General features: G+C 62.2%; 18 protein-coding genes. 12 read left to right on the forward strand and 6 right to left on the reverse strand.

Annotated features, from left to right (window positions below):
* Positions 1-4: 4 nt before the first annotated feature.
* Genes mmsB through KHO33_RS01770 form a run of 3 tightly spaced genes read left to right on the forward strand, consistent with a single transcriptional unit; the run spans position 5 to position 2861 of the window.
* Complete coding sequence (gene mmsB, locus KHO33_RS01760) at positions 5-898, forward strand: 3-hydroxyisobutyrate dehydrogenase (protein ID WP_200561880.1); 894 nt, start codon at positions 5-7, stop codon at positions 896-898.
* A complete protein-coding gene (locus KHO33_RS01765) occupies positions 898-1716 on the forward strand; it encodes an enoyl-CoA hydratase (protein ID WP_200561879.1) in 819 nt (272 codons plus the stop codon). Before mmsB ends, KHO33_RS01765 begins: the two co-directional genes overlap by 1 nt.
* Positions 1713-2861: an enoyl-CoA hydratase/isomerase family protein gene (locus KHO33_RS01770; RefSeq protein ID WP_200561878.1), complete on the forward strand. Its 1149-nt coding sequence runs from the start codon at positions 1713-1715 to the stop codon at positions 2859-2861. The genes KHO33_RS01765 and KHO33_RS01770 overlap by 4 nt, the downstream gene beginning before the upstream one ends.
* A 51-nt stretch (positions 2862-2912) precedes the next feature.
* Here the strand turns inward: KHO33_RS01770 and KHO33_RS01775 are convergent, their stop codons facing one another.
* The 3 genes from KHO33_RS01775 to KHO33_RS01785 all read right to left on the reverse strand — a co-directional run bounded on the left by KHO33_RS01775 (position 2913) and on the right by KHO33_RS01785 (position 6132).
* Positions 2913-4169, reverse strand: a complete 1257-nt coding sequence (locus tag KHO33_RS01775) for an MFS transporter (protein WP_054036039.1) — start codon at positions 4167-4169, stop codon at positions 2913-2915.
* A gap of 77 nt (positions 4170-4246) precedes the next feature.
* Positions 4247-5074 (reverse strand): siderophore-interacting protein, encoded by an 828-nt coding sequence (locus tag KHO33_RS01780; protein WP_200561877.1) that lies wholly within the window; start codon positions 5072-5074, stop codon positions 4247-4249.
* 83 nt (positions 5075-5157) lie between these two features.
* The gene (locus tag KHO33_RS01785) at positions 5158-6132 is read right to left on the reverse strand and encodes a PadR family transcriptional regulator (protein WP_200561876.1); all 975 of its coding nucleotides are present in this window, start codon (positions 6130-6132) and stop codon (positions 5158-5160) included.
* A 213-nt stretch (positions 6133-6345) separates the two neighbouring features.
* Between KHO33_RS01785 and KHO33_RS01790 the strand changes: the two genes are divergently transcribed.
* The 3 genes from KHO33_RS01790 to KHO33_RS01800 all read left to right on the forward strand — a co-directional run bounded on the left by KHO33_RS01790 (position 6346) and on the right by KHO33_RS01800 (position 7972).
* Positions 6346-7215: an NmrA family NAD(P)-binding protein gene (locus KHO33_RS01790; protein ID WP_200561875.1), complete on the forward strand. Its 870-nt coding sequence runs from the start codon at positions 6346-6348 to the stop codon at positions 7213-7215.
* Positions 7216-7301: 86 nt separating this feature from the next.
* Entirely contained in the window at positions 7302-7604 is a 303-nt protein-coding gene (locus KHO33_RS01795) for a type II toxin-antitoxin system HigB family toxin (RefSeq protein ID WP_200561874.1), read from the forward strand.
* Between the two features lie 5 nt (positions 7605-7609).
* Positions 7610-7972, forward strand: a complete 363-nt coding sequence (locus tag KHO33_RS01800) for a helix-turn-helix domain-containing protein (protein ID WP_054036109.1) — start codon at positions 7610-7612, stop codon at positions 7970-7972.
* Between the two features lie 81 nt (positions 7973-8053).
* Here the strand turns inward: KHO33_RS01800 and KHO33_RS01805 are convergent, their stop codons facing one another.
* Positions 8054-8968 (reverse strand): glutaminase, encoded by a 915-nt coding sequence (locus KHO33_RS01805; protein WP_200561873.1) that lies wholly within the window; start codon positions 8966-8968, stop codon positions 8054-8056.
* 150 nt (positions 8969-9118) lie between these two features.
* On the opposite strand from KHO33_RS01805, the gene KHO33_RS01810 reads away from it, so the two are divergent.
* Entirely contained in the window at positions 9119-9871 is a 753-nt protein-coding gene (locus KHO33_RS01810) for an AraC family transcriptional regulator (protein WP_200561872.1), read from the forward strand.
* Between the two features lie 51 nt (positions 9872-9922).
* Here KHO33_RS01810 and KHO33_RS01815 read toward each other — a convergent pair whose 3' ends face one another.
* Positions 9923-11506, reverse strand: coding sequence for a DHA2 family efflux MFS transporter permease subunit (locus KHO33_RS01815; protein WP_054036047.1), 1584 nt, complete (start codon positions 11504-11506; stop codon positions 9923-9925).
* 249 nt (positions 11507-11755) lie between these two features.
* Between KHO33_RS01815 and KHO33_RS01820 the strand changes: the two genes are divergently transcribed.
* From KHO33_RS01820 to KHO33_RS01830, 3 genes are all read left to right on the forward strand, one after another.
* Positions 11756-12415 carry an alpha/beta hydrolase gene (locus tag KHO33_RS01820; RefSeq protein WP_200561871.1) on the forward strand — a complete coding sequence of 220 codons (660 nt, stop codon included), beginning with the start codon at positions 11756-11758 and terminating at the stop codon, positions 12413-12415.
* A 191-nt stretch (positions 12416-12606) separates the two neighbouring features.
* Positions 12607-13659, forward strand: coding sequence for a rod shape-determining protein (mreB, locus tag KHO33_RS01825; protein WP_054036049.1), 1053 nt, complete (start codon positions 12607-12609; stop codon positions 13657-13659).
* Positions 13660-13937: 278 nt separating this feature from the next.
* Positions 13938-14723 (forward strand): alpha/beta fold hydrolase, encoded by a 786-nt coding sequence (locus KHO33_RS01830; RefSeq protein ID WP_200562297.1) that lies wholly within the window; start codon positions 13938-13940, stop codon positions 14721-14723.
* A 14-nt stretch (positions 14724-14737) separates the two neighbouring features.
* Here the strand turns inward: KHO33_RS01830 and KHO33_RS01835 are convergent, their stop codons facing one another.
* Positions 14738-15139 (reverse strand): hypothetical protein, encoded by a 402-nt coding sequence (locus KHO33_RS01835; protein WP_054036053.1) that lies wholly within the window; start codon positions 15137-15139, stop codon positions 14738-14740.
* Between the two features lie 434 nt (positions 15140-15573).
* On the opposite strand from KHO33_RS01835, the gene gltA reads away from it, so the two are divergent.
* Together gltA and KHO33_RS01845 are read left to right on the forward strand one after the other, a co-directional pair.
* Positions 15574-16872: a citrate synthase gene (gltA, locus tag KHO33_RS01840; RefSeq protein WP_054036055.1), complete on the forward strand. Its 1299-nt coding sequence runs from the start codon at positions 15574-15576 to the stop codon at positions 16870-16872.
* Between the two features lie 1112 nt (positions 16873-17984).
* On the forward strand, positions 17985-20267 hold the full coding sequence (locus KHO33_RS01845) for an amylo-alpha-1,6-glucosidase (RefSeq protein WP_200561870.1): 2283 nt from the start codon (positions 17985-17987) through the stop codon (positions 20265-20267).
* Positions 20268-20356: the final 89 nt, after the last annotated feature.

A 20356-nucleotide genomic window follows, 5' to 3' on the forward strand; every position in this document is an offset into this window, starting at 1 on the left:
GACCATGAAAATAGGCTTTATCGGACTCGGCAACATGGGCGCGCCGATGGCGCTCAACCTGCTGAAGGCGGGCCACGCGGTCAACGTATTCGATCTCAACGCTCAAGCGGTGCAGGCACTCGTCGATGCGGGCGCCAAAGCCGCAAGTTCGCCGAAGGCGGCGGTGACCGACGCCGAATGTGTGGTGACGATGTTGCCCGCGGCCACTCACGTGCGCAGCGTGCTGATCGCGGATGACGGTGTTTTCTCCGGCATCGCGGAAGGCGTGACGATCATCGATTCGAGCACCATCGATCCGGCGAGTGTGAAGGCGTTTGCCGAACTGGCCGAGCAACGCGGCAATACCTTTGTCGACGCGCCCGTCTCGGGCGGCACCGGCGGCGCGGCGGCAGGCACGCTGACCTTCATGGTCGGCGGCAGCGCGGATGCGTATGAGCAGGTCAAGCCGGTGTTGTCGGCGATGGGCAAGAACATCGTCCATTGCGGCGACACCGGCACTGGTCAGGTCGCGAAGATCTGCAACAACCTCGTGCTCGGCATCACGATGGCGGGCGTGGCCGAGGCGATGTCATTGGGCGAGGCACTCGGCATCGACGCGAAAGTGCTGGGCGGCATTATCAATACCTCGACGGGCCGCTGCTGGAGTTCGGACACGTATAACCCGATGCCTGGCGTGATCGAAACCGCGCCGTCCACGCGCGGTTATACCGGCGGCTTCGGCACCGACCTGATGTTGAAGGACCTGGGCCTCGCCACCGACGCCGCGAAATTCGCGCGCCAACCGGTGTACCTCGGCGCTTTGGCTCAACAGCTCTATCAGACGATGAGCACGAAGGGCGCAGGCCGTCTGGACTTCTCGGCGGTAATCAAGCTCTATCGCAAAGACGGAGACGCGTAATGATCGAACTCGACTACGCACATGACGGCACCGTCGCGCTGCTGACGCTCAAACGGCCGCCCGCGAACGCGTTCACGCCAGACGGCTTGCTGCTATTGCAGCAGACGGTAGAGCGTCTGAACGGAGAAGCGCGCGTGCGGGCCATCGTGATCACGGGCGACGGCCCGAAGTTCTTCAGCGCAGGCGCCGATCTGAATACGTTTGCTGACGGTAATCGCGAAGTCGCGCGCACGGCGGCAACGCGCTTCGGCGCGGCGTTCGAGACCCTGCAGAACGCGCGACCAGTGGTGATCGCCGCGATCAACGGTTATGCGATGGGCGGTGGGCTCGAATGCGCACTGGCCTGCGATATCCGCATCGCCGAGCAGCACGCGTTGCTGGCGTTGCCCGAAACGGCAGTGGGTTTACTGCCATGCGGCTGCGGCACGCAGACACTGCCGTGGCTGGTCGGCGAAGGCTGGGCCAAACGGATGATTCTGACCGGCGAACGCGTCGACGCCACGACCGCATTGCGTATCGGTCTCGTCGAAGAAGTGGTGGAAAAGGGCGCCGCGCGCGAGGCCGCGCTGACGATGGCAGCGCGTGTCGCGAGCCTCAGCCCGCAAGCGGTCAGCTTCAGCAAGACGCTGATTCACCAGGGCCGCAATGGCGTACCGCGTGCGGCGGCGTTGGCGGTGGAGCGGGAACGCTTTGTCGATCTGTTCGACGGCGCCGATCAGCGCGAAGGCGTCAATGCGTTTCTCGAGAAGCGCGCGCCACGCTGGCAGGTGACGCAAACTGAGCCGGCCGCTGACGCCGGGCAGGAGAAGCATCGATGAGCGCCTTGCAGAGCGTTGCGGTCGACACGGGCGTCGAAGCGGAACGCGAGATTCTGTTTCGCGTGGTCAACCGCGTGGCGATCATCACGCTGAACCGGCCGGCCGCGCTCAATGCGCTATCGCACGCGATGGTGCGCGAGCTTGCCGTACTGGTCGAACATTGCCGTACCGACGACGGTATCGTGGCGCTCGTGCTGAAAGGCGCGGGCGCCAAGGGCTTTTGCGCCGGCGGCGACGTGCGCGAAGTGCACCGGCTCGCGAAGAATGGCGACAGCCGGTGGCTTGCGTTCTTCGTCGACGAATACCGGCTCGACTACGCGTTGCACAAGTTTCCGAAGCCGGTAGTCGCCCTGCTCGACGGTATCTCGATGGGCGGCGGCATGGGGCTCGGCCAGGCGGCGCGGCTGCGCATCGTCACTGAGCGCAGCAAGATCGCGATGCCGGAGACGCGCATCGGCTTCCTGCCCGACGTCGGCGCGACGCGTTTTCTGAGCGTGATGCCGGCGGAGGTCGCGTTGTATGTCGGGCTCACCGGTGTGACCTTATCCGGCGCCGACGCATTGCGCCTGCAACTCGCGGATTTGTGCGTGCCGACGGAGTGGCTTGGCACCTTTGAAGAGCGCCTGCAGCGCATGTCGCACGCGGGAGATTTGATGGCTGCATTGCGCGGCGTGTTCGAGCCGCCGTGCAACATCATCCCGCATGCTGCGTTGGGGCCGTTTACGCAGTTGATCCTGCGGCATTTCGACCGGCGCTCGAGCATCGAGCGGATTGTCGCGACATTGCGTCACGATCTGGAGCGCGAGCCTGCGCGTGAGGTGAAACAGTGGCTGCAGTCTGCTTATGACGCGATGGTTGGACACTCGCCGACGATGCTGTATGTCACACGCGAGGCGCTCCTCCGCGGCCGGCAGATGACCTTGGCGGAATGCTTCCGGATGGAGCTGGGCATCGTCAAGCGGGTGATCGAGGAAGGCGATTTCTGCGAAGGCGTGAGGGCGCACTTGATCGACAAGGATCGCAAGAGCCGCTGGGCGCCGGCGACGCTTGCGGAAGTGCGCGCGGAACGCGTCCGCCATTTTCTGAGCTCGCCGTGGAAGCGGGAAGCGCACCCGCTGGTGGGGTTGGGGATTGAGGAAGGTTGAAGGCTGCACGCGCCGACGCGGTGTTTCAGACTGCGTCGGCGCGCTTGAACGTCAACCTTCCCCTACTGTGTCGCCCCTGAATACACCTGTTGGCGGCACGGTACCTTGCGCCCCCCGAACTCGGGAAACCCAAAGCACCCCGATCAATGCGACGGCGACTGCTACCCATCCGACGGTCCCATATCCCTCGATCTGGCCCGTCGGCGAACTGCTCAGCATCAAGCCACCGATCCACGCGCCGCACCCCGTGCCCAATGCCTGCAGCGCGCTGTTGGCGCTAAGAAAAGCACCCCGGCGGGAAGGCTCCGGCACGGTCGTGAGCAGTGCCTGCATTGGCACCATCCGCCCGGACATCAACACCATGAAAAACGGGAAAAACATCACCAGTGCGTAGAACGGCAGATTCGGCAGATGGGTCACAAACAGGACGGGCAGAAACGACAGTACCGCCGCAATCCGGAATACGAGCCGCGTGCCGAACCGGTCTGCCAGCCGGCCCACCCGGCGCGACGTGAAGAACGTTGCCGCGCCACCTGCCATGTACAGCCACGACAACTGCGCGGGCGCCACGCCATGATTGGCGACCAGCACGGGTGAAATGAAGGGGATCACCAGCATGTGCGCGACCATCATCATGAACGTCAGCGCAAACGCATTCATGTGCCGTGGGTTGCTCAACAGCCGCCACAAATCAGGCAGCACCTCGCCAAGCGCTGGCTGCCGACGGCTCAAATGCTCTGCAAGCGATGGCACCAGTTGCCAGCCCACAACCCAGACGGCCACCGACAACACCACCAGCAAATAGAACGGGGCTGCCCAGGTGAAGTGCGCGCCAAGCATCACGCCAGCCGGCACGCCGGCAATCGCGGCCAACGAAAAGGCGGTCATGATCGTGCCCGTCGCGGCGCCGCGGCGCTGCACCGGGATCACGTCGCCGACAATCGCCATGATCACCGAACCCAACACGCCACCCGTGATGCCGGCAAACGCGCGCGCGACCAGCAGAAGCGGAAAGCTGCTCGCCAATGCGCACGCCAGGTTCGACAGCGCGAACAGCGCATACATCGTCAGCAACAGACGACGCCGGTCGAAACGGTCGATATAGGTCGCGGCGAACAACCCCGACAACCCCGAACACCATGAATACGCTGATACGGCTGTCGCAAACGCGGCCGGTGTGATGCTGAACGAGTGCATGATCTGCGGGCCGAGCGGCATCATCACCATGAAGTCCATGATGATGGTGAACTGCGTCAGCGCAAGCAGCCACAGCAAACGTCGCTCGTGCTTTGTGCTAATTGAATACATCGGTTAATTCCTTATTTTTGTTCGACGCACGCCGCTTGCCGGGCTCGCGCAGTCCATTGCGCGCAGGCTGCGCACCGTCAGTCTTCGAGCGTTTCATGTACCGCTTCGGCGCCCTGTTTCCAGTAGCTGGCCGCGCGAATGCGCGACTTGTCGACCCCACGTTCCGTGCACAGGTGATAGCGCACCGCACGCATCGTCGCGGATTCGCCGGCGGCCCATACATAGCCTTCACCGTCTTCGGGCAAGTAGATTTCGCGTACCGCTTGCAGCAAGGCCTCACCGCGATAGCCCGATTCGCTGCGATGGCGCCAGACCATGTGCAATTCGGCTTGCGTCGCGAATTCGATCTGTGCCGACGGATCGGCTACTTCGATCACTGCCGCGACGCGTGTGCCGGCAGGCAACTCTTCCAGGCGGCGAGCAATGGCCGGCAAGGCGGTGTCGTCGCCGATCAGCAGATGCCAGTCGAAGCCCGTCGGTATCACTAGCGAGCCGCGCGGGCCGCCGATACCGAGGTACTGACCGACTTTGGCTTGCGCCGCCCACGTTGCAGCCGGGCCGGCCTCGTGCATGGCGAACTCGATGTCCAGTTCGCGTGCTTCAGCGTCGAAGCGGCGCGGCGTGAAATCGCGGGCAATCGGCCGCGCCTGGCCGGCGGGAAACACCGGACCGTCAGGGTCGGCTTCCGGCAGCACGGGTTTGTCGGCGCCGGGTTCGGGGAAGAACACTTTGATGTGATCGTCGAACGAAGCGGAGACGAAGTCGTGCAAATCCTCGCCCGTGAAGGTCACGCGAATCAGATGCGGGTTCAGCGCGTGGACCTTCTTGACCTGCAACAGACGGAATTTCAGCGGATGCCGCACGCGGTGGACTGCCAGATCGGTTCGGTTGTCATTTGTCAGCATAAGGGTGCCACTCCTGTCGGTTTGATTGGCGTTCGAAAGCGCGCAGGGGCGCCTTCGAACGCGGGTGTGGGATAGCGCGTTTCTCAAGCGGTCGGTTCGTTGCCTTGATCACCGCCTTGATCGCTGCCGGGTTTGCCTTCGCCTTCGATTTCTTTCGCCGCACGCATCAGGATCGCGGCGATACGGCGCTGCTCGGCGGCCGGCACGTTGTCACGGCGCAGGAGCGCATGCTTCAGCGCGCGGCGTGCTTCGCTCAGTTCGGGCAGCCAGCCGCCTTCACTGATGTCGGCGGGCTCCTCACCGGCAAACGCGCGGCGCACGGAATCCATCTTGCGGGCGATGTGCGACAGTTTGGCGAGCATCAATTCGACGCGGTCACGGTTGGTGGCCAGGTATTCACGGCCCGCTTCCGACAGTTCGTAACGTTTGCGATTGCCTTCGAGTTGCACGGTCACGTAGCCGAGTTCTTCCAGATACGTGAGCGCCGGATAGACCATGCCCGGGCTCGGGCTATAGAAGCCGTTCGAACGCGTTTCGAGCGCCTTGATCAGCTCGTAGCCGTGGCTCGGCTGCGCGTCGATCATCGAGAGCAGCAGCAATTGCAGGTCGTCGGAGCTGAATTTGCGGCCGCGCGGAAAACCGTCGCCATCGCCGCCGAAGCCGCCCGGGCCACCGCCGCCGAAGCGTCCGCCGCGACCGCCGCCGCCGCGATAGTCGTCATGGCGGCCGATTGCGTGCCACAGTGCGTGAAGCGAGAAGCGGTCGTAGCCGTGATGGCCGAAGCGGTGACCATGGCCGAAGCCGTCGCGCTCGCCGTGTTCATGGCGTCCGCCGTGCCGGCCATGGTCGCGCTCGCCGCCGTGGAACTCGTGCCGGCCGCCGCGGCCGCCATGACGGCGTTCGAAGTCTTCGCCGCGTTGTTCGCCGCCGCGCTCGCCGCGAAACTCGTAATGACGGGTGAACGCGTGCCAAAGCGCATGCAGCGACGGGCGGTCATGCCCCGCGAAGAAACCTTCGTCCGCGTCACGCGAACGGGAAAAACGATGGTGATGACGCATGTTGGGAACTCCCATTTGTGTCTTAAGATGTGTCGTAAGATATATATCTAAAGATAGTTTGTCAAACTCATTTTTTGCGTTGCTGGGGTTCGGATTGGGCTTTTCATGCCGTGGAGTCATTAAGCCAATGACATTCATGCTCTCGTGAAATCATCGGGAAACGCCCAGAATCACGCTCAGAACGGCATTGGCCGTATTCAAGGAGCGATGAAGATGTATGCAATTACCGGTGTGACAGGGCAGGTGGGCGGCGCGGCGGCACGCGCGTTATTGGACGCGGGACACGCGGTGCGCGCTGTCTTACGCGACGAAAAGAAGGCGGCGGAGTGGGTGGAGCGGGGCGCCGAAGTGGCGATCGCATCCTTCGAAGATGCGGATGCACTCGCCGCGGCGTTTAGGGGTACGGCGGGCGTCTTCGTGATGGTGGCGCCGAACTTCGCGCCGCAGCCGGGCTATCCGGGCGCTCGCGCGGCGGCGGCGGCGCTGAAAGAGGCGCTGGTGAAGGCGGGGCCGCAGCGCGTCGCGGCGCTCTCGTCGATTGGCGGGCAGCGAGAGTCGGGTCTCGGTCTCATCACGCAAGTGCATATTCTCGAAGAAGCACTCGTGGACCTGCCGATTCCAACGGCGATTTTGCGGCCTGCGTGGTTTATGGAGAATTCGCTGTGGGATATCGCGCCGGCGCGCGACACGGGCGTGATGTCGAGCTTCCTGCAACCGCTCGATCGCGCGTATCCGATGATTGCAACCGCGGATATCGGCCGGGTGATCGCTGAAACGCTGACTCAGTCGTGGCAGGGGCGCCGCGTGATCGAGATTGAAGGGCCGCAGCGCTATACGCAAAACGAGATCGCAGCGATGCTCGGCGGCGTGCTCGGCCGTTCGGTGAAAGCTGAGGCTGTGCCGCGCGAGCAGTGGGAGGTGCTGTTCCAGTCGCAAGGCACGGCGTGGCCTGTGCCGCGCATCGAGATGATCGACGGCTTCAATTCAGGGTGGATCGATTTCGAAGACGGCGTGCACGAGCGGGTGATTGGCCGCACTGGGTATCAGGCGGTGTTGGCGGAGTTGGTTGAGCGGGATGGCTAGGGAGTCGGGCAATAGGGGCGGGTCGTCGGGTCTGTTTCTCAACGCGCTGGTTGCGTTAGTCCCAATTTGGGACTAAAATGTCCTGCATGCGAATCGTTGCCAAAAAAACCATTCTTTCCTTCGTCGAAGGGCACGCTCAAGCCGAGCAACCTCTGTTGGCGTGGCACGCGGAAGCTTCTAAAGCGAACTGGAAAACGCCACAGGACATCAAGGATCAATATGGCTCGGCAAGTTTCATTGGGAAAAACAGAGTGGTGTTCAACATCAAGGGCAACGATTTTCGATTGATAGTCGCGATCGCGTATCGAATCGGTGTGATCTATGTCAAATTTGTTGGCACTCACGCCGAGTATGACAAGATCGACGCTGAAACCGTGGAATTGGAGTAATGAACATGGATATCCGCCCCCTGCATACTGAGGATGATTACAAGGCCGCGCTCGCGACCGTATCCGAACTCGTCGATGCCGACCCGGCGCCTGGCACGCCGGATGGTGATCGCCTTGATATTCTGTCGATCCTGGTGGAGCGCTACGAAGCCGAGACCTTTGCGCTGCAAAGCCCGGATCCTGTTGAGGCCATCAAATTCCGGATGGAGCAGGCCGGCTTGTCAGTCCCGGATATGCAGCCGTACATCGGTAACGCGAACCGGGTCTATGAGGTTTTGAACCGCAAGCGTGCCCTCAGCCTGACGATGATTCGCCGCCTTCACGCGGGATTGCACATTCCTGCTGATGTGCTGATCGGAGTGGCTTGACCGGCAAAGGAAAGGCACCTCGCTGCGACCGAGATCGACCGTCTGGATCGCATACGTCGTCGAAACGCCCGCTCAACAAAATCAAAAAATCGACCGCCCAGTAATCGTGGTCAACAATTCCAGTGCCTTCGCGCCGGCAAGTGAGTTGCCGTTCGCGTCGAGCCCGGGCGACCACACGCAGACCGCCATCTCACCCGGCAGTACCGCGACGATCCCACCGCCCACGCCGCTTTTTGCCGGCAAGCCGACACGAAAGACGAAGTCACCCGCAGCGTCGTAGGTGCCGCAGGTCAGCATCAGGGCCGACAAACGCTTGGTCGAACTGCTATCGAGGATGCGTTCCCCGGTCGAAGGCACAACGCCCCCATTGCTCAGAAACAACGCCGCCTGCGCCAGCTCGACACAGCTCATCGAGATCGCGCACTGCCGGCAATACGCCTCGACCACCGCGTGGACGGGCATGTCCATGTTGCCGAAGCTCGCGATGAAATGCGCCATCGCCTGGTTGCGGTCTGCATGTTGAAGCTCTGACTGCGCGACGCGCGAATCGTAGTCGATCGTGATCTCGCCGGTCAGCCGCCGCATAAACTCCACCAGCGCTGTCTCGGCACGTACGAAGCGGCGGCACAGTACATCGGTGACAACCAGCGCCCCAGCGTTGATAAACGGGTTGCGCGGCTTGCCTTGCTCCGTCTCAAGCTGCACCAGTGAATTGAACGGCGTGCCCGATGGCTCGCGGCCGACGCGCTGCCACAGTTCGTCGCCGAGCAGCCGGAACGCCATGGTGCAGGCGAATAGCTTGGAGATACTCTGAATCGAGAAGCGCGTATCGGCCTGGCCGATGCGGAAGACCTCGCCGGCCGGCGTGACGATCGCCATGCCAAAGCTGTCGGCCGGGACTTTGGCCAGTTCGGGAATGTAATCGGCGACCTTGCCGGTACCCAGATACGGCTGGAGATCGCGTTGAATCTGTTCGAGGATGGATGCGTAGTTCATTGGGCTCGGACCGTTTGAAGCCGCGATTCTACTGGCAACCTGGCGCGAATTGTTCGTGCGGCGAGGCGCTGCCGGGTTCGAACGGCGTTTCGCGAAGGCTATGCTAGTCTTACTGTGTTTCTTACAGTAACCGGGGAAAACAGACATTTCATGACGCAAGCCTTCGATCCGGATGGCGTCGAGCGTCCGGTATTCGTGGTCGATGAGCGTTACAACGTGCTGGACGAACCGTGGCGCGCCTACCGCCGCGCGCGGCTGATCCACGTAAGCGCTGGCGTACTGACCGTGCGCACCGAAACCGCACGATGGGTCGTGCCGCCGGGGCACGCGCTCTGGCTGATGGCGAACGTGCAGCATTACCTGTCGGCCGCCGAGCCGGTGCAACTCCATTCGCTGTATGCCGATGCGGACGCTGCGCCGCTACCCGCGCAAGGCGTTGCCCTGGCGCTCGACCCTCTGGGGGAAGCTTTGCTGAGTGCCGCAGCTGATCTGCCGCACGACAAACCGCTCGACGAGCCGGCCGAGCGTCTTCTGCAAGTTTTACTGGACCGCCTGTCGGGCTTGCCCACAGCCCCTCTGGCGCTGCACTGGCCGCAAGATCCACGGATCCAGCGGATCGTGGAGGCGCTGAGCGCCAACCCGGCGGAACCGGCTGTGCTCGAGGACCTGGCCCGGGCTGCGGGCGTAACCGCTCGCACGGCGGCGCGCCTTTTCGTCAAGGAAACCGGGCAGACCTTCGGCCAGTGGCGGCAGCAACTGCGCTTGCTGGTTGCACTGGAGCATCTCGGCGCCGGAGAGAGCGTCACGCAGGTGGCGCTCGGGGTCGGGTACAACGACGTGTCGTCGTTTATCGCGGTGTTCCGCGATGCCTTCGGCGACACGCCCGCCCGCTATTTCCGCTGACTCCACAGACTCCGCAGACTCCGTTAATGCAGCGCCGGAAAAACACCGTAATCAGTGCGCGCCCGACGCAGCCGCTCCGCCACCGCCCTTGGCCGGCTTCGTAATCCAGATCAGCGGAATGATCAGAATGAAAATGATCGCCGACACAAAGAAGATATCGTTCAGCCCCATCATCGCGGCCTGAGTGTTCACCGTGAAATCGAACAGCGCGTGCGCCGATTGCGTATTCAGATGCAGCAACGACTGGGTTGAATCGATCTGCTGGTTGAACAACGGATTGTTCACGGTAGCCTGCTCGGTGAGCCGTTCGTGGTGCAGCACCGTGCGGTTGTTCCACTCGTTGCCGGCGATCGAGGTGCCCACCGCGCCGCAAAACACCCGCGCGAAATTCGACAGGCCGGCGGCCGCCGGAATCTTGTTCGGCGGCTGGCCGGACAGAATGATCGCCGTCAGCGGCACGAAGAACAGCGCCATCGGAATGCCTTGCAGCAACGTGGGGAGCACCAGGTGCCACGTGTCGATTTCGATCACGTACTTCGAGCGCATATAAAACACGATCGCAAAGCCGATAAATGCGAGCGTGGCGATGATGCGCGCATCCGAGCGCGGCAGCACGCGGCCCATTACCGGCGCGAGCAGAACGGCGAAGATGCCGAGCGGTGCGGTGACGAGGCCGGCATCCACGGAACGGTAGTTCAGATACTCCTGCATCCATTGCGGCAGCAGCACCAGGTTGCCGAAGAACACGCCGTACGCCACCGAAATCGCAATCGTGCCGCCGAGAAAATTGCGCTGCTGGAACAGCCGTAAATCGACGATCGGGTTTTCTTCAGTCAATTCCCACACGAGGAAGAACGCGAAGCTGATCACCGCGGTGATGCCGAGAATCACGATCACCGGTGACGAAAACCAGTCGAGGTCCTTGCCCTTGTCGAGCATGATCTGCAGCGACGCGACCCACGTAACCAGCAGGCCGAGCCCGACCACGTCGATTGGCGGCTTGCGGGTTGCCGACTCGCGGGTGCGATAGATCATCCACGTCACGCCGGCCGCGAAAATGCCGACCGGAATGTTGATGTAGAAGATCCACGACCAACTGTAGCTATCCGTGATCCAGCCGCCGAGCGCGGGGCCGGCAATCGGGCCGACGGTGGCCGTCATGGCCCATAGCGCGAGCGCGGTCGACGATTTCTCCTTGGGATACGAGCCGAGCAGAATCGCTTGTGAGAGTGGAATCAGCGGGCCGGCCACCGCGCCCTGGAAGACCCGGGCGACTAGCAGGATCGGCAGCGTGGGTGCAATACCGCACAACCACGAAGCCAGCACGAACATCAGAATCGCGCCGACGAACAGCTTGACCTGGCCGATGCGTTGCGTGAGCCAGCCGGTCAGCGGAATCGAGACGGCATTGGCCGCGGCGAACACGGTGATGACCCATGTGCCTTCATCGACCGAGACACCGAGGTTGCCCGAAATGGTGGGAATCGCGACGTTCGCAATGGACGTGTCGAGCACGTTCATGAAGGTTGCGAGCGCAACGGCGATGGTCGCCAGAACCAGTTTGCCGCCTTGCAGCGGCGGCGGCGTGGGTGGTGCAGGCGGGGCAGCGGCGGGCGGGGAAGAGGGCTGGCTCAAACGATTCTCCGGATGGCGATGCGACGGACGTTCTGCACGGCGTTCTATTCACCACCCGGCAATGAGCCGGGCAGTCCATCGAATGCTCGCAAAAAAGCATACCTGTATTCGCGTTTTAGCGTCGTCGAGCCATGCAGATCGGACGACAGAACCGAATCCGGCAGCGTATGCTCCCGCCTGAGGCCGCATGGAGCGGCACCACGCGCGGTGAAACCGAAAATACAGCGGGTACAGAGAGAGGAATTGAATATGGCTTGGGAGCAATTCGAACACGGCTGGCGGCGCGCGCCGGCGATCACGCCGGCCAAGGCGCTCGTGGTGCTCATGCATGGCGTGGGCAGCAATGCGCGTGATCTGATGCCGCTCGCGGACATCTGGAGCGAGAGCCTGCCGGATGTGGCGTTTGTCTCGCTCGACGGTACTGACGCTTTCGACGGCGGCTTTGGCGGGCGCCAATGGTTCAGCCTGCGCGATGTCAACGAGGGCAATCGCGAGGCGCGTGTGGCCGCCGCCTATCCGGCATTGCGGCAGATGCTCGAGGCGGAGCTGGCGCACTGGCAGCTTTCTTTCGATCGCCTTGCATTGGTCGGTTTCTCGCAAGGCTCGATCATGGCGATGCATCACGTGGCGACCAGCGCGGAAGGCGCTGCTGCCGTCGTCGCGTATTCGGGGCGGCTCGCCTCGGCGATCGTCGCGCAGAACGGTACGCCGCTCACGCTCGTGCACGGCGAAGACGACGAAGTGATCCCGGTAGAGGAACTGGAATACGCCGCGGACGCCTTCAGCAACGCCGGCTACACGGTCGACGCCTACGCCTTGCCCGGCATCGGCCACACGATCAACGCGGACGGCGTCGAACTCGGCAAACAGGCGCTGGAGCATGCGCTCGGCACTTTGTCGCGCGACTGACACGGTCCCAATTGAAAAGTGGCCCTAAAGATTCTGATCTGCTTGCCGTTAACTGGTCATTAGCATGAAAATCACTCCCGCCGCGCGGATCGCGCAACGCCCTTCTGGGCGTGCCAAGCGGTTCGGGTGACCGGGGGCGCATTTTCCATATTGCCCTGCAAGGGCGGATAACGACACATCAGAGCCTTCCTATGGCCAGACCGACGCCGCATTACCCGCTTTTCGATCGACTGTTCCGTCATTCCGTGGCGGTGGACCTCGGCACGGCCAATACCCTTATCTATACCGACAACGGCGGCATCGTGCTGAACGAGCCGTCCGTCGTGGCGTTCCAGAAAGAGTCCACCGCCGGGCAAAAACGCGTGACGGCCGTGGGCACCGAAGCGCGCCAGTTGCTCGGCCGCGCGCCGGGCAACGTCGAAGCCATACGGCCGATGCGGCACGGCGTGATCGCCAACTTTTCCGCCGCTGAACAGATGATCCGGCAATTCGTCGACATGGCCCGACCGCGGCCGCTGTTCAGCCGGCGCGCCGCATTCACCTTGTGCGTGCCGGCGGGCGCGACCCAGGTCGAGCGCCGCGCGATCAAGGAAGCCGCGGTGGCGGCCGGCGCGTGGAAGGTCAGTCTGATCGGCGAATCGCTGGCGTCGGCGGTCGGCGCGGGCCTGCCGGTTTCGGAGGCGACTGGTTCGATGGTGGTCGACATCGGCGGCGGCACGACCGAAGTCGGCGTGATCTCGCTCGGCGGCCTCGCGTATAGCGGCTCGATTCGCGTGGGCGGCGACAGTTTCGATATGGCGATCGTCAGCTACGTACGCAATCTGTACGGCGTGCTGCTCGGCGAACAAACCGCGGAACACGTCAAGAAGGGCATCGGTACGGCCTTGCGCGAGGTGCCGGTCGAACATATGAACGCGACCGGGCGCAGCGTCGACGATGGTTTGCCGCGCACGGTGCAACTGAGCAATCACGATATCGCCGATGCGATCGAGGGTCCGCTGCGTCAGGTGATCGGCGCGGTGAAACGTGCGCTTGAAACGGCGCCCGCGGAACTGGTGACGGATATCGCGCACAGCGGCATCGTGCTGACCGGCGGCGGTGCGCTGCTTGGCAATCTGGGTCGCCGTCTGACCAACGAACTCGGGCTCGAAGTCCGCGTCGCCGATGAACCGCTCACTTGCGCGGTGCGTGGCGCGGGCGCGGCGGCGGCGGCCGGTTTGCTCGACGACAGCGCCTACGAATGATTTGATGCGGGACGTCCCGCGTTGCAGGTGGCCGGCATAGGGCGCGACACCCATGCCGAACGAGCCTCGGCGGATATTGAATGGCTGTGTGACAATACGCCCCTCGTCCCAATTTCAGGGACGCGAACACGCTTTCTTCTTCGAATCCATTTCTAGCCGGCACCGCTGATGGTTTCAGCCGTTGCCGCGCCGTCCGTGAACCACCTGTGAATCAATCCGTTTCCGCTTCGTCCTCTCCCGCATCCCCGCCGTTTATCGAACTGCATAGCGGCTTGCGCATGCCCTATGTGGAAGCCGGGGAGGGTGAACTGCTGCTGTTCGTGCATGGCTCGCTGTGCGATTACCGCTATTGGCAGCCGCAAATCGCGGGTCTGTCGAAGCAATACCGCTGCGTCACGGTGAGTCTCACGCATTACTGGCCGGTGACGGATACCGAGCCCGATCAGCCGTTCAGTTGGAGCGAACATGCGGATGATGTGGCCGAATTCATCGATCGTTTCGGCGCCGGACCGGCGCACGTGGTGGGTCATTCGCGCGGCGGGTGCGTGGCCTTTCATTTCGCGAGGCGCCATCCGCAGTACGTGCGCACGTTGACGCTCGCCGACCCGGGCGGACCGTTGCAGATTGCCGGGCGACCGCCCGCGACTTTGCCGGAGACCGTGAACGCATTGCGCGCAAAAGCCGCGCAACTGATCGAAACAGGTGAGGTGGAAGCGGGCCTGCAGCTGTTCGTCGATTCGGTGAGCCGCCCTGGTTTCTGGGCGATGAGCACGCCGGGTTTTCGCAAGATGACGACCGACAATGCCCACACGCTCGCGCGGCAATTCCGCGACCCGTTGCCGGCTTATGTGCCCGAGCACGCAGCTGAGGTGCGCTGCCCGGTGCTGCTGATCGACGGAGAAAAGAGTCCTGACATGTTCCGCCGCACGGCGACGGCGCTGCAAACATGGCTGCCGGATACGCGCCGCGAAACGGTGCGCGGCGCCTCGCACGGGATGAATCTCGCGCATCCGGCAGCTTTCAATCGTTACGTCGACGAGTTCATTCGCTCAGTGGACGTTTGAATTACCGGTGCAGTTCAGGCTTTGCGATGCGCGTCTTTGTCGAGCGCGAGTTCCGCCGCTTCGCCGACGAGGCCGTGGTAATACAGATGCACGCCGATCGCGAGCGAGTCGTTGCGAATTTCGTGGAAGGCTTTCCATGCCTTCACCGGGTCTTTGAAGAGTAGATAGTGCGCTTCCTCGGCGATCAGATCCGCGACTTCATGCAGGCCATGGCCATGCAAAACATCCACCAGCGTATCGAGGCTGCGATGGGTGCGCGCGTCGGTACGTGGGTAAAGCATATGCAGCACCGCCACGTCCTGCGTCGTCAACGCCGCTGACAATGCCACGACGATATCCTGATGATTCAGCGCGGTGACGATGTTGTCTTCTGTATGGACGTGATCCGGAAACAGCGTTTCGAGTGAGGCGTTCATCTGGTCCTTCCTTGTTCTTCTGGCTGATTAAAAAGGCCCGCCGTAGAACGGCGGGCCAAAGACAGCGATGTGTTCGCAGGGGAAGCAAAACACGGATTCAGTATCGCAGAGCAGCGTCGCTTGTGCAGCCTGGCAGCCGCAAAACATTGTTGCAGCAAGCGTACTAACTTTCATTTGGCTGGCAACGCCGCCCGGCGGATTCAACGCGTTTCCGCGCTGCGTACTTCCGCTTATTTCCGCGCGTTTCCGGCGATTACGGCCATCTTTCAGGCAACGAATGTTGCGCTAGCCGAGATGGATTGTTGCTGTCAATCGCCGCAATCAAAGCACCTTCGGACCGTAGAATGCGAAGCGGAGCCTGAGCATGCCACGCGGCGATCCGACGATCGAGCATGCCGGCATGTGTGCGATGTGAAAGTAAAAGGAACGTGTAGATGAATTCGAAGACACACGCAACGCTGAGCTTTTCCGACAGCGATCAGACGATTGATTTGCCGATTTATCAGGGCACGCTCGGGCCGGATGTCATCGACATTCGCAAGCTGTATGGCCAGACTGGCAAGTTCACGTACGACCCGGGTTTCATGTCCACGGCGGCATGCAATTCCGAAATCACGTATATCGACGGAGACAAAGGCGAGCTGCTGTACCGCGGTTATCCGATCGAGAATCTGGCGCAAAACGCCGACTTCCTCGAAACCTGCTACCTGCTGCTGAAGGGCGAACTTCCGAATGCGGAGCAGAAGGAAGAGTTCGTCACCACGGTTACGCAGCACACGATGGTGCATGAGCAGATGCATTTCTTTTTCCGCGGTTTCCGCCGCGACGCGCACCCGATGGCGATTCTGGTCGCCGCAGTGGGAGCGCTGTCGGCGTTCTATCACGACTCGCTCGACATCAACAATCAGCAGCACCGTGACGTATCCGCGATCCGCATGATCGCGAAGCTGCCGACTCTGGTGGCGATGGCGTACAAGTACACCGTGGGCCAGCCTTTCGTTTATCCGAAGAACGACTTGTCGTATAGCGCGAATTTCATGCGGATGATGTTCGCCAATCCGGCGGAAGAGTACGAGGTCAACGACGTGCTGGTGCGCGCGCTGGATCGCATTCTGATTTTGCATGCGGATCACGAGCAGAACGCGTCGACGTCGACGGTGCGATTGGCGGGTTCGTCGGGCGCGAATCCGTTCGCTTGTATCGCGGCAGGCATTGCTTGTTTGTGGGGCCCGGCGCATGGCGGCGCGAATGAAGCCGCGCTGAACATGCTGGAGGAGATCGGCTCGGTCGACAACATTCCCGAGTTCATTGAGAAGGTGAAGGATAAGAACTCCGGCGTGAAGTTGATGGGGTTCGGTCATCGTGTCTACAAGAACTATGATCCGCGCGCGAAGCTGATGCGTGAGACCTGTCACGAAGTGCTGGAAGAGCTGGGTCTGCATGATGACCCGTTGTTCAAGCTCGCAATGGCGCTCGAGAAGATCGCGCTTGAAGATGAATACTTCGTTTCGCGGAAGCTTTATCCGAATGTCGATTTTTATTCGGGGATTGTGCAGCGTGCGCTGGGGATTCCTACTGCGATGTTTACTTGTATCTTCGCGATGGCGCGGACGGTGGGGTGGATTGCGCAGTGGAATGAGATGATTGCTGATCCGGAGCAGAAGATTGGGAGGCCGCGGCAGTTGTTTGTCGGGGAGACTCAGCGCGAGGCTCGGGCGCTTTCCAAGCGGTAAAGGTTTTGTTGTTTTTTGCCTTTGCGGCGCTTGATTGTCAGTGTTCCTGGGGCTTTGGCCTTTCCTTGAATTGTTAGTGGTTTATTAGCGTTGCCCCTGTGCGGGGCGGCACCTACTTCTCTTTGCTGCTGCAAAGAGAAGTAGGCAAGAGAAAGCAGCTCAAACCGCTAATTCTAAGTGGGCACCGTGGTTTGCTTGGGGTAGTGGTGCATCTGGAATCTGTGTTCGTGCCCGTGCACGCGCCTGTGACAAGGGCGTCATACTTCCGGCGACGCTGCGCGCGCCGAAGAGCAGTTCATAAAACCACTCGCTACGTTTTGGTGCTCGCGTCTCGCCACCGGCCGCGGCCCATCATTGCTCCGCCTCCGCCTCCGCCTCCGCCTCCGCCTCCGCCTCCGCCTCCGCCTCCGCGATTGTGATTGTGATTGTGATTGTGATTGTGATTGCAACCGCAACTGTGATCGTGACCGTGATTGAAGCGCATCGACAAATCATTTGAAGTTGGGGTTTCCGGGTGAGTGCGGGGGCGCGTCGCCGAGGCGAAGCCGACGGCTCCCACAAACCTCAACCAAAGCCCGTGGTTTCCCATGCAGACCCGTCCGCGACGCACGTAGTGCGGAGTGGGAGCTGATGACTCCTTTGTCGCTAACGCGGAATGTGAGAGAACACGGATTCCAGTCGCACCACTACCCGTTGCGGACCACGGTGCCCACTTAGCATGAGCGGTTTGAGCCGCTTTCTCTTGCTTACTTCTCTTTGCGGCGGCAAAGAGAAGTAAGTGCCGCCCCGCACAGGGGCAACACTAATAGACCACTAACAAATCAAGGAAAGGCACCAAAGCCAGAACAAGGAAAGTCCAAAGCCCCAAGAACACTGACAAAAAAGCGCCGCGCAGGCAAACCCCCTGCACTTGGTGCAAAAAACTGCCTGCACATCCCATGCCAAACCAAAAAGCAAGAAACTCCCCTGTGATAAGTTCGTCTGACGCGGACAGACCCTCTACAATCGGAAGCGACTAGCCAGCCCTCAACAGCATCCGAACCCGAAAGTCAACGCGAAAGCGAAAGTCCGCGAAAGCAAACCCGAAAGCGAACACCATAGGAGCGACCCTGATGCAGCAGCCAGAAGCCCTCGGCGGCCTGTCCCACTCGGGCGGAATCGACCACCGCGAACCCGAGCCGGACGGCGCATTCATCCCGACGGAAAACCTCAACGTCGCAAGCGCCACCCAGCACGTGCTGAAGTCTGGCGACACCTTTATCGTCAACGATCCCCTCGGTGATATCACCGGCCACGACGACGGCCTGTTCGTCAACGACACCCGCGTCCTGTCAAACCTGCGCCTCACTTTCGGTGGCCGTGCGCCCTCGTTGCTGTCAGGCAGCGTCAGCAGCGACAACACCTCGTTCACCGCGCACCTGACCAACCGCCCCCTGCCGCCGCTCGGCGGCGACAGCACCCCGGAAGGCGTGATCCACGTCGAACGCGTGCGCGTGCTCTCGGGCACCGTGCTCAACGAAGCAATCGAACTCACCAACTACGGCACGAGCGATGCAGTCGTGCCGCTGTCCATCTCCTTCGCCAGCGATTTTCGCGACATGTTCGAAGTGCGCGGCCTCAGGCGCGACAAACAGGGCCGTGTCGAACCGGCGCGCGTCGAGAACCGCGAAGTGCTGCTCGGCTATGTCGGCCTCGACGACGTGGCGCGCAATGTGCAGATCGCCTTCTCGCCGGAACCGGACAAGCTCTTCGCCGATCGCGCGGACTACACCGTCAAGCTGCCGGCGCAAGCGTGCGTGTCGATCTATCTGTCCGTCTCGGTGCAAGTGGTCGCGCAAACCGACAAACCGGCCGCGGGCGTTGCGCAACCCGTGCACGCGGTGAGCGAAGCCCATCTGTCGCAAATCGATGCGGAGCGCCCGCGCGTCGGCCGCGCTGCTGTGCGCGCCGCACTGGTCGATGCCCATCTGGTCATGCGTGAGCGCCGCCGCGTCACCGCTCGCGTGCGTTCGAGCAATCCGCTCTTCAACGCGTGGATCGACCGCTCGCTTGCCGATCTCGGCTTGCTGACGACCGATCTCGCTACCGGTCCGTATCCCTACGCCGGCATCCCGTGGTTTTCAACGCCGTTCGGCCGCGATGCGATCATCACGTCGTTGCAGACGCTGTGGCTGCAACCGAATCTGGCCGCAGGCGTGCTGCGTTTTCTCGCCGAACACCAGGCGCGCGAGAATTCGCCGTTTCGTGACGCAGCACCCGGCAAGATCATGCACGAGATGCGCAAGGGCGAAATGGCCGCCACCGGCGAAGTGCCGTTCGCGTTGTACTACGGCGGCGTCGACAGCACGCCGCTCTTCATCGTGCTGGCCGGCGCCTATGCGGCACGCACGGGTGATCTCGCACTGGTAGACGAACTGTGGCCGGCGCTGGAGCGCGCGGCACAGTGGGTCTCGGGCGTCTGCGACAAGAACCGTTACGGTTTGCTGGACTATCAGCGCGAGTCCGACGGCGGTCTCGCCAATCAAGGCTGGAAGGACAGCCACGATTCGGTCTTCCACGCAGATGGCCGTTTCCCCGACGGCCCGATTGCACTCGTCGAAGTGCAGGCATACGCGAGTGCCGCCTTCGATACGATGGCTCACTTCGCGAAGCTGCGCGGCCTGCACGATCAGGCGAAGCAATACAGCGAGCGCGCGAAGAAAATCCGTCAGTGCGTCGAAGAAAAGTACTGGATGGAAGAGTCCGGCTTCTACGGCATCGCGCTCGATGGCCACGGCGAACTGTGCCGCGTGATGGCGTCGAATGCGGGTCACTTGCTGGCTTTCGGTCTGCCTTCGCGCGAGCGCGGCGAAGCGGTGGTGCACGCGCTCGACTCCACGCTGTTTCATACCGGCTGGGGCGTGCGTACGCTGGCCGCAAGCCAGGCGCGCTTCAATCCGATGGCGTACCACAACGGCTCGGTCTGGCCGCATGACAACGCGCTCTGCGCACGCGGCCTGTCACGCTACGGCGGCAAGGCGGCGGCCGTGCGGCTGTTGCAGGCGCTGTTCCAGGCGGCGGTCAATTTCGACATGCGCTTACCTGAGCTGTTCTGCGGTTTCCCGCGGCGGCGGGGCGAGCCGCCTACCGCCTATCCGGTCGCCTGTCTGCCGCAAGCCTGGGCGGCGGGCTCGCCGTTCATGATGCTCGAAGCCTGTCTGGGTATCACGGTCGATGCGGAGCGGCGCGAAGTCGTGATCGAACAGCCGATGCTGCCCGAGGGCATCGACTGGCTCGAAGTCGGCGATCTGCGGGTTGGCGATTCGTCGGTGTCGATCACGTTCCGGCGGATCGGCGACAAGGTGGTCGCATCAGCGGCCGAGCAGGGCGATGTGCGGGTGGTCGCGCTGCTGTAGAACCGCCTCTTCGCGAGGCACGAAGCGCACGCTGGAAGTTCTGTTGGATGCGATGCACCGGGTGGTAACATTTGTTGTCATCCTTATCG

It is taken from the genome of Paraburkholderia nemoris (genome assembly GCF_905221015.1).
GTDB classification, from domain to species: Bacteria; Pseudomonadota; Gammaproteobacteria; order Burkholderiales; family Burkholderiaceae; genus Paraburkholderia; species Paraburkholderia nemoris.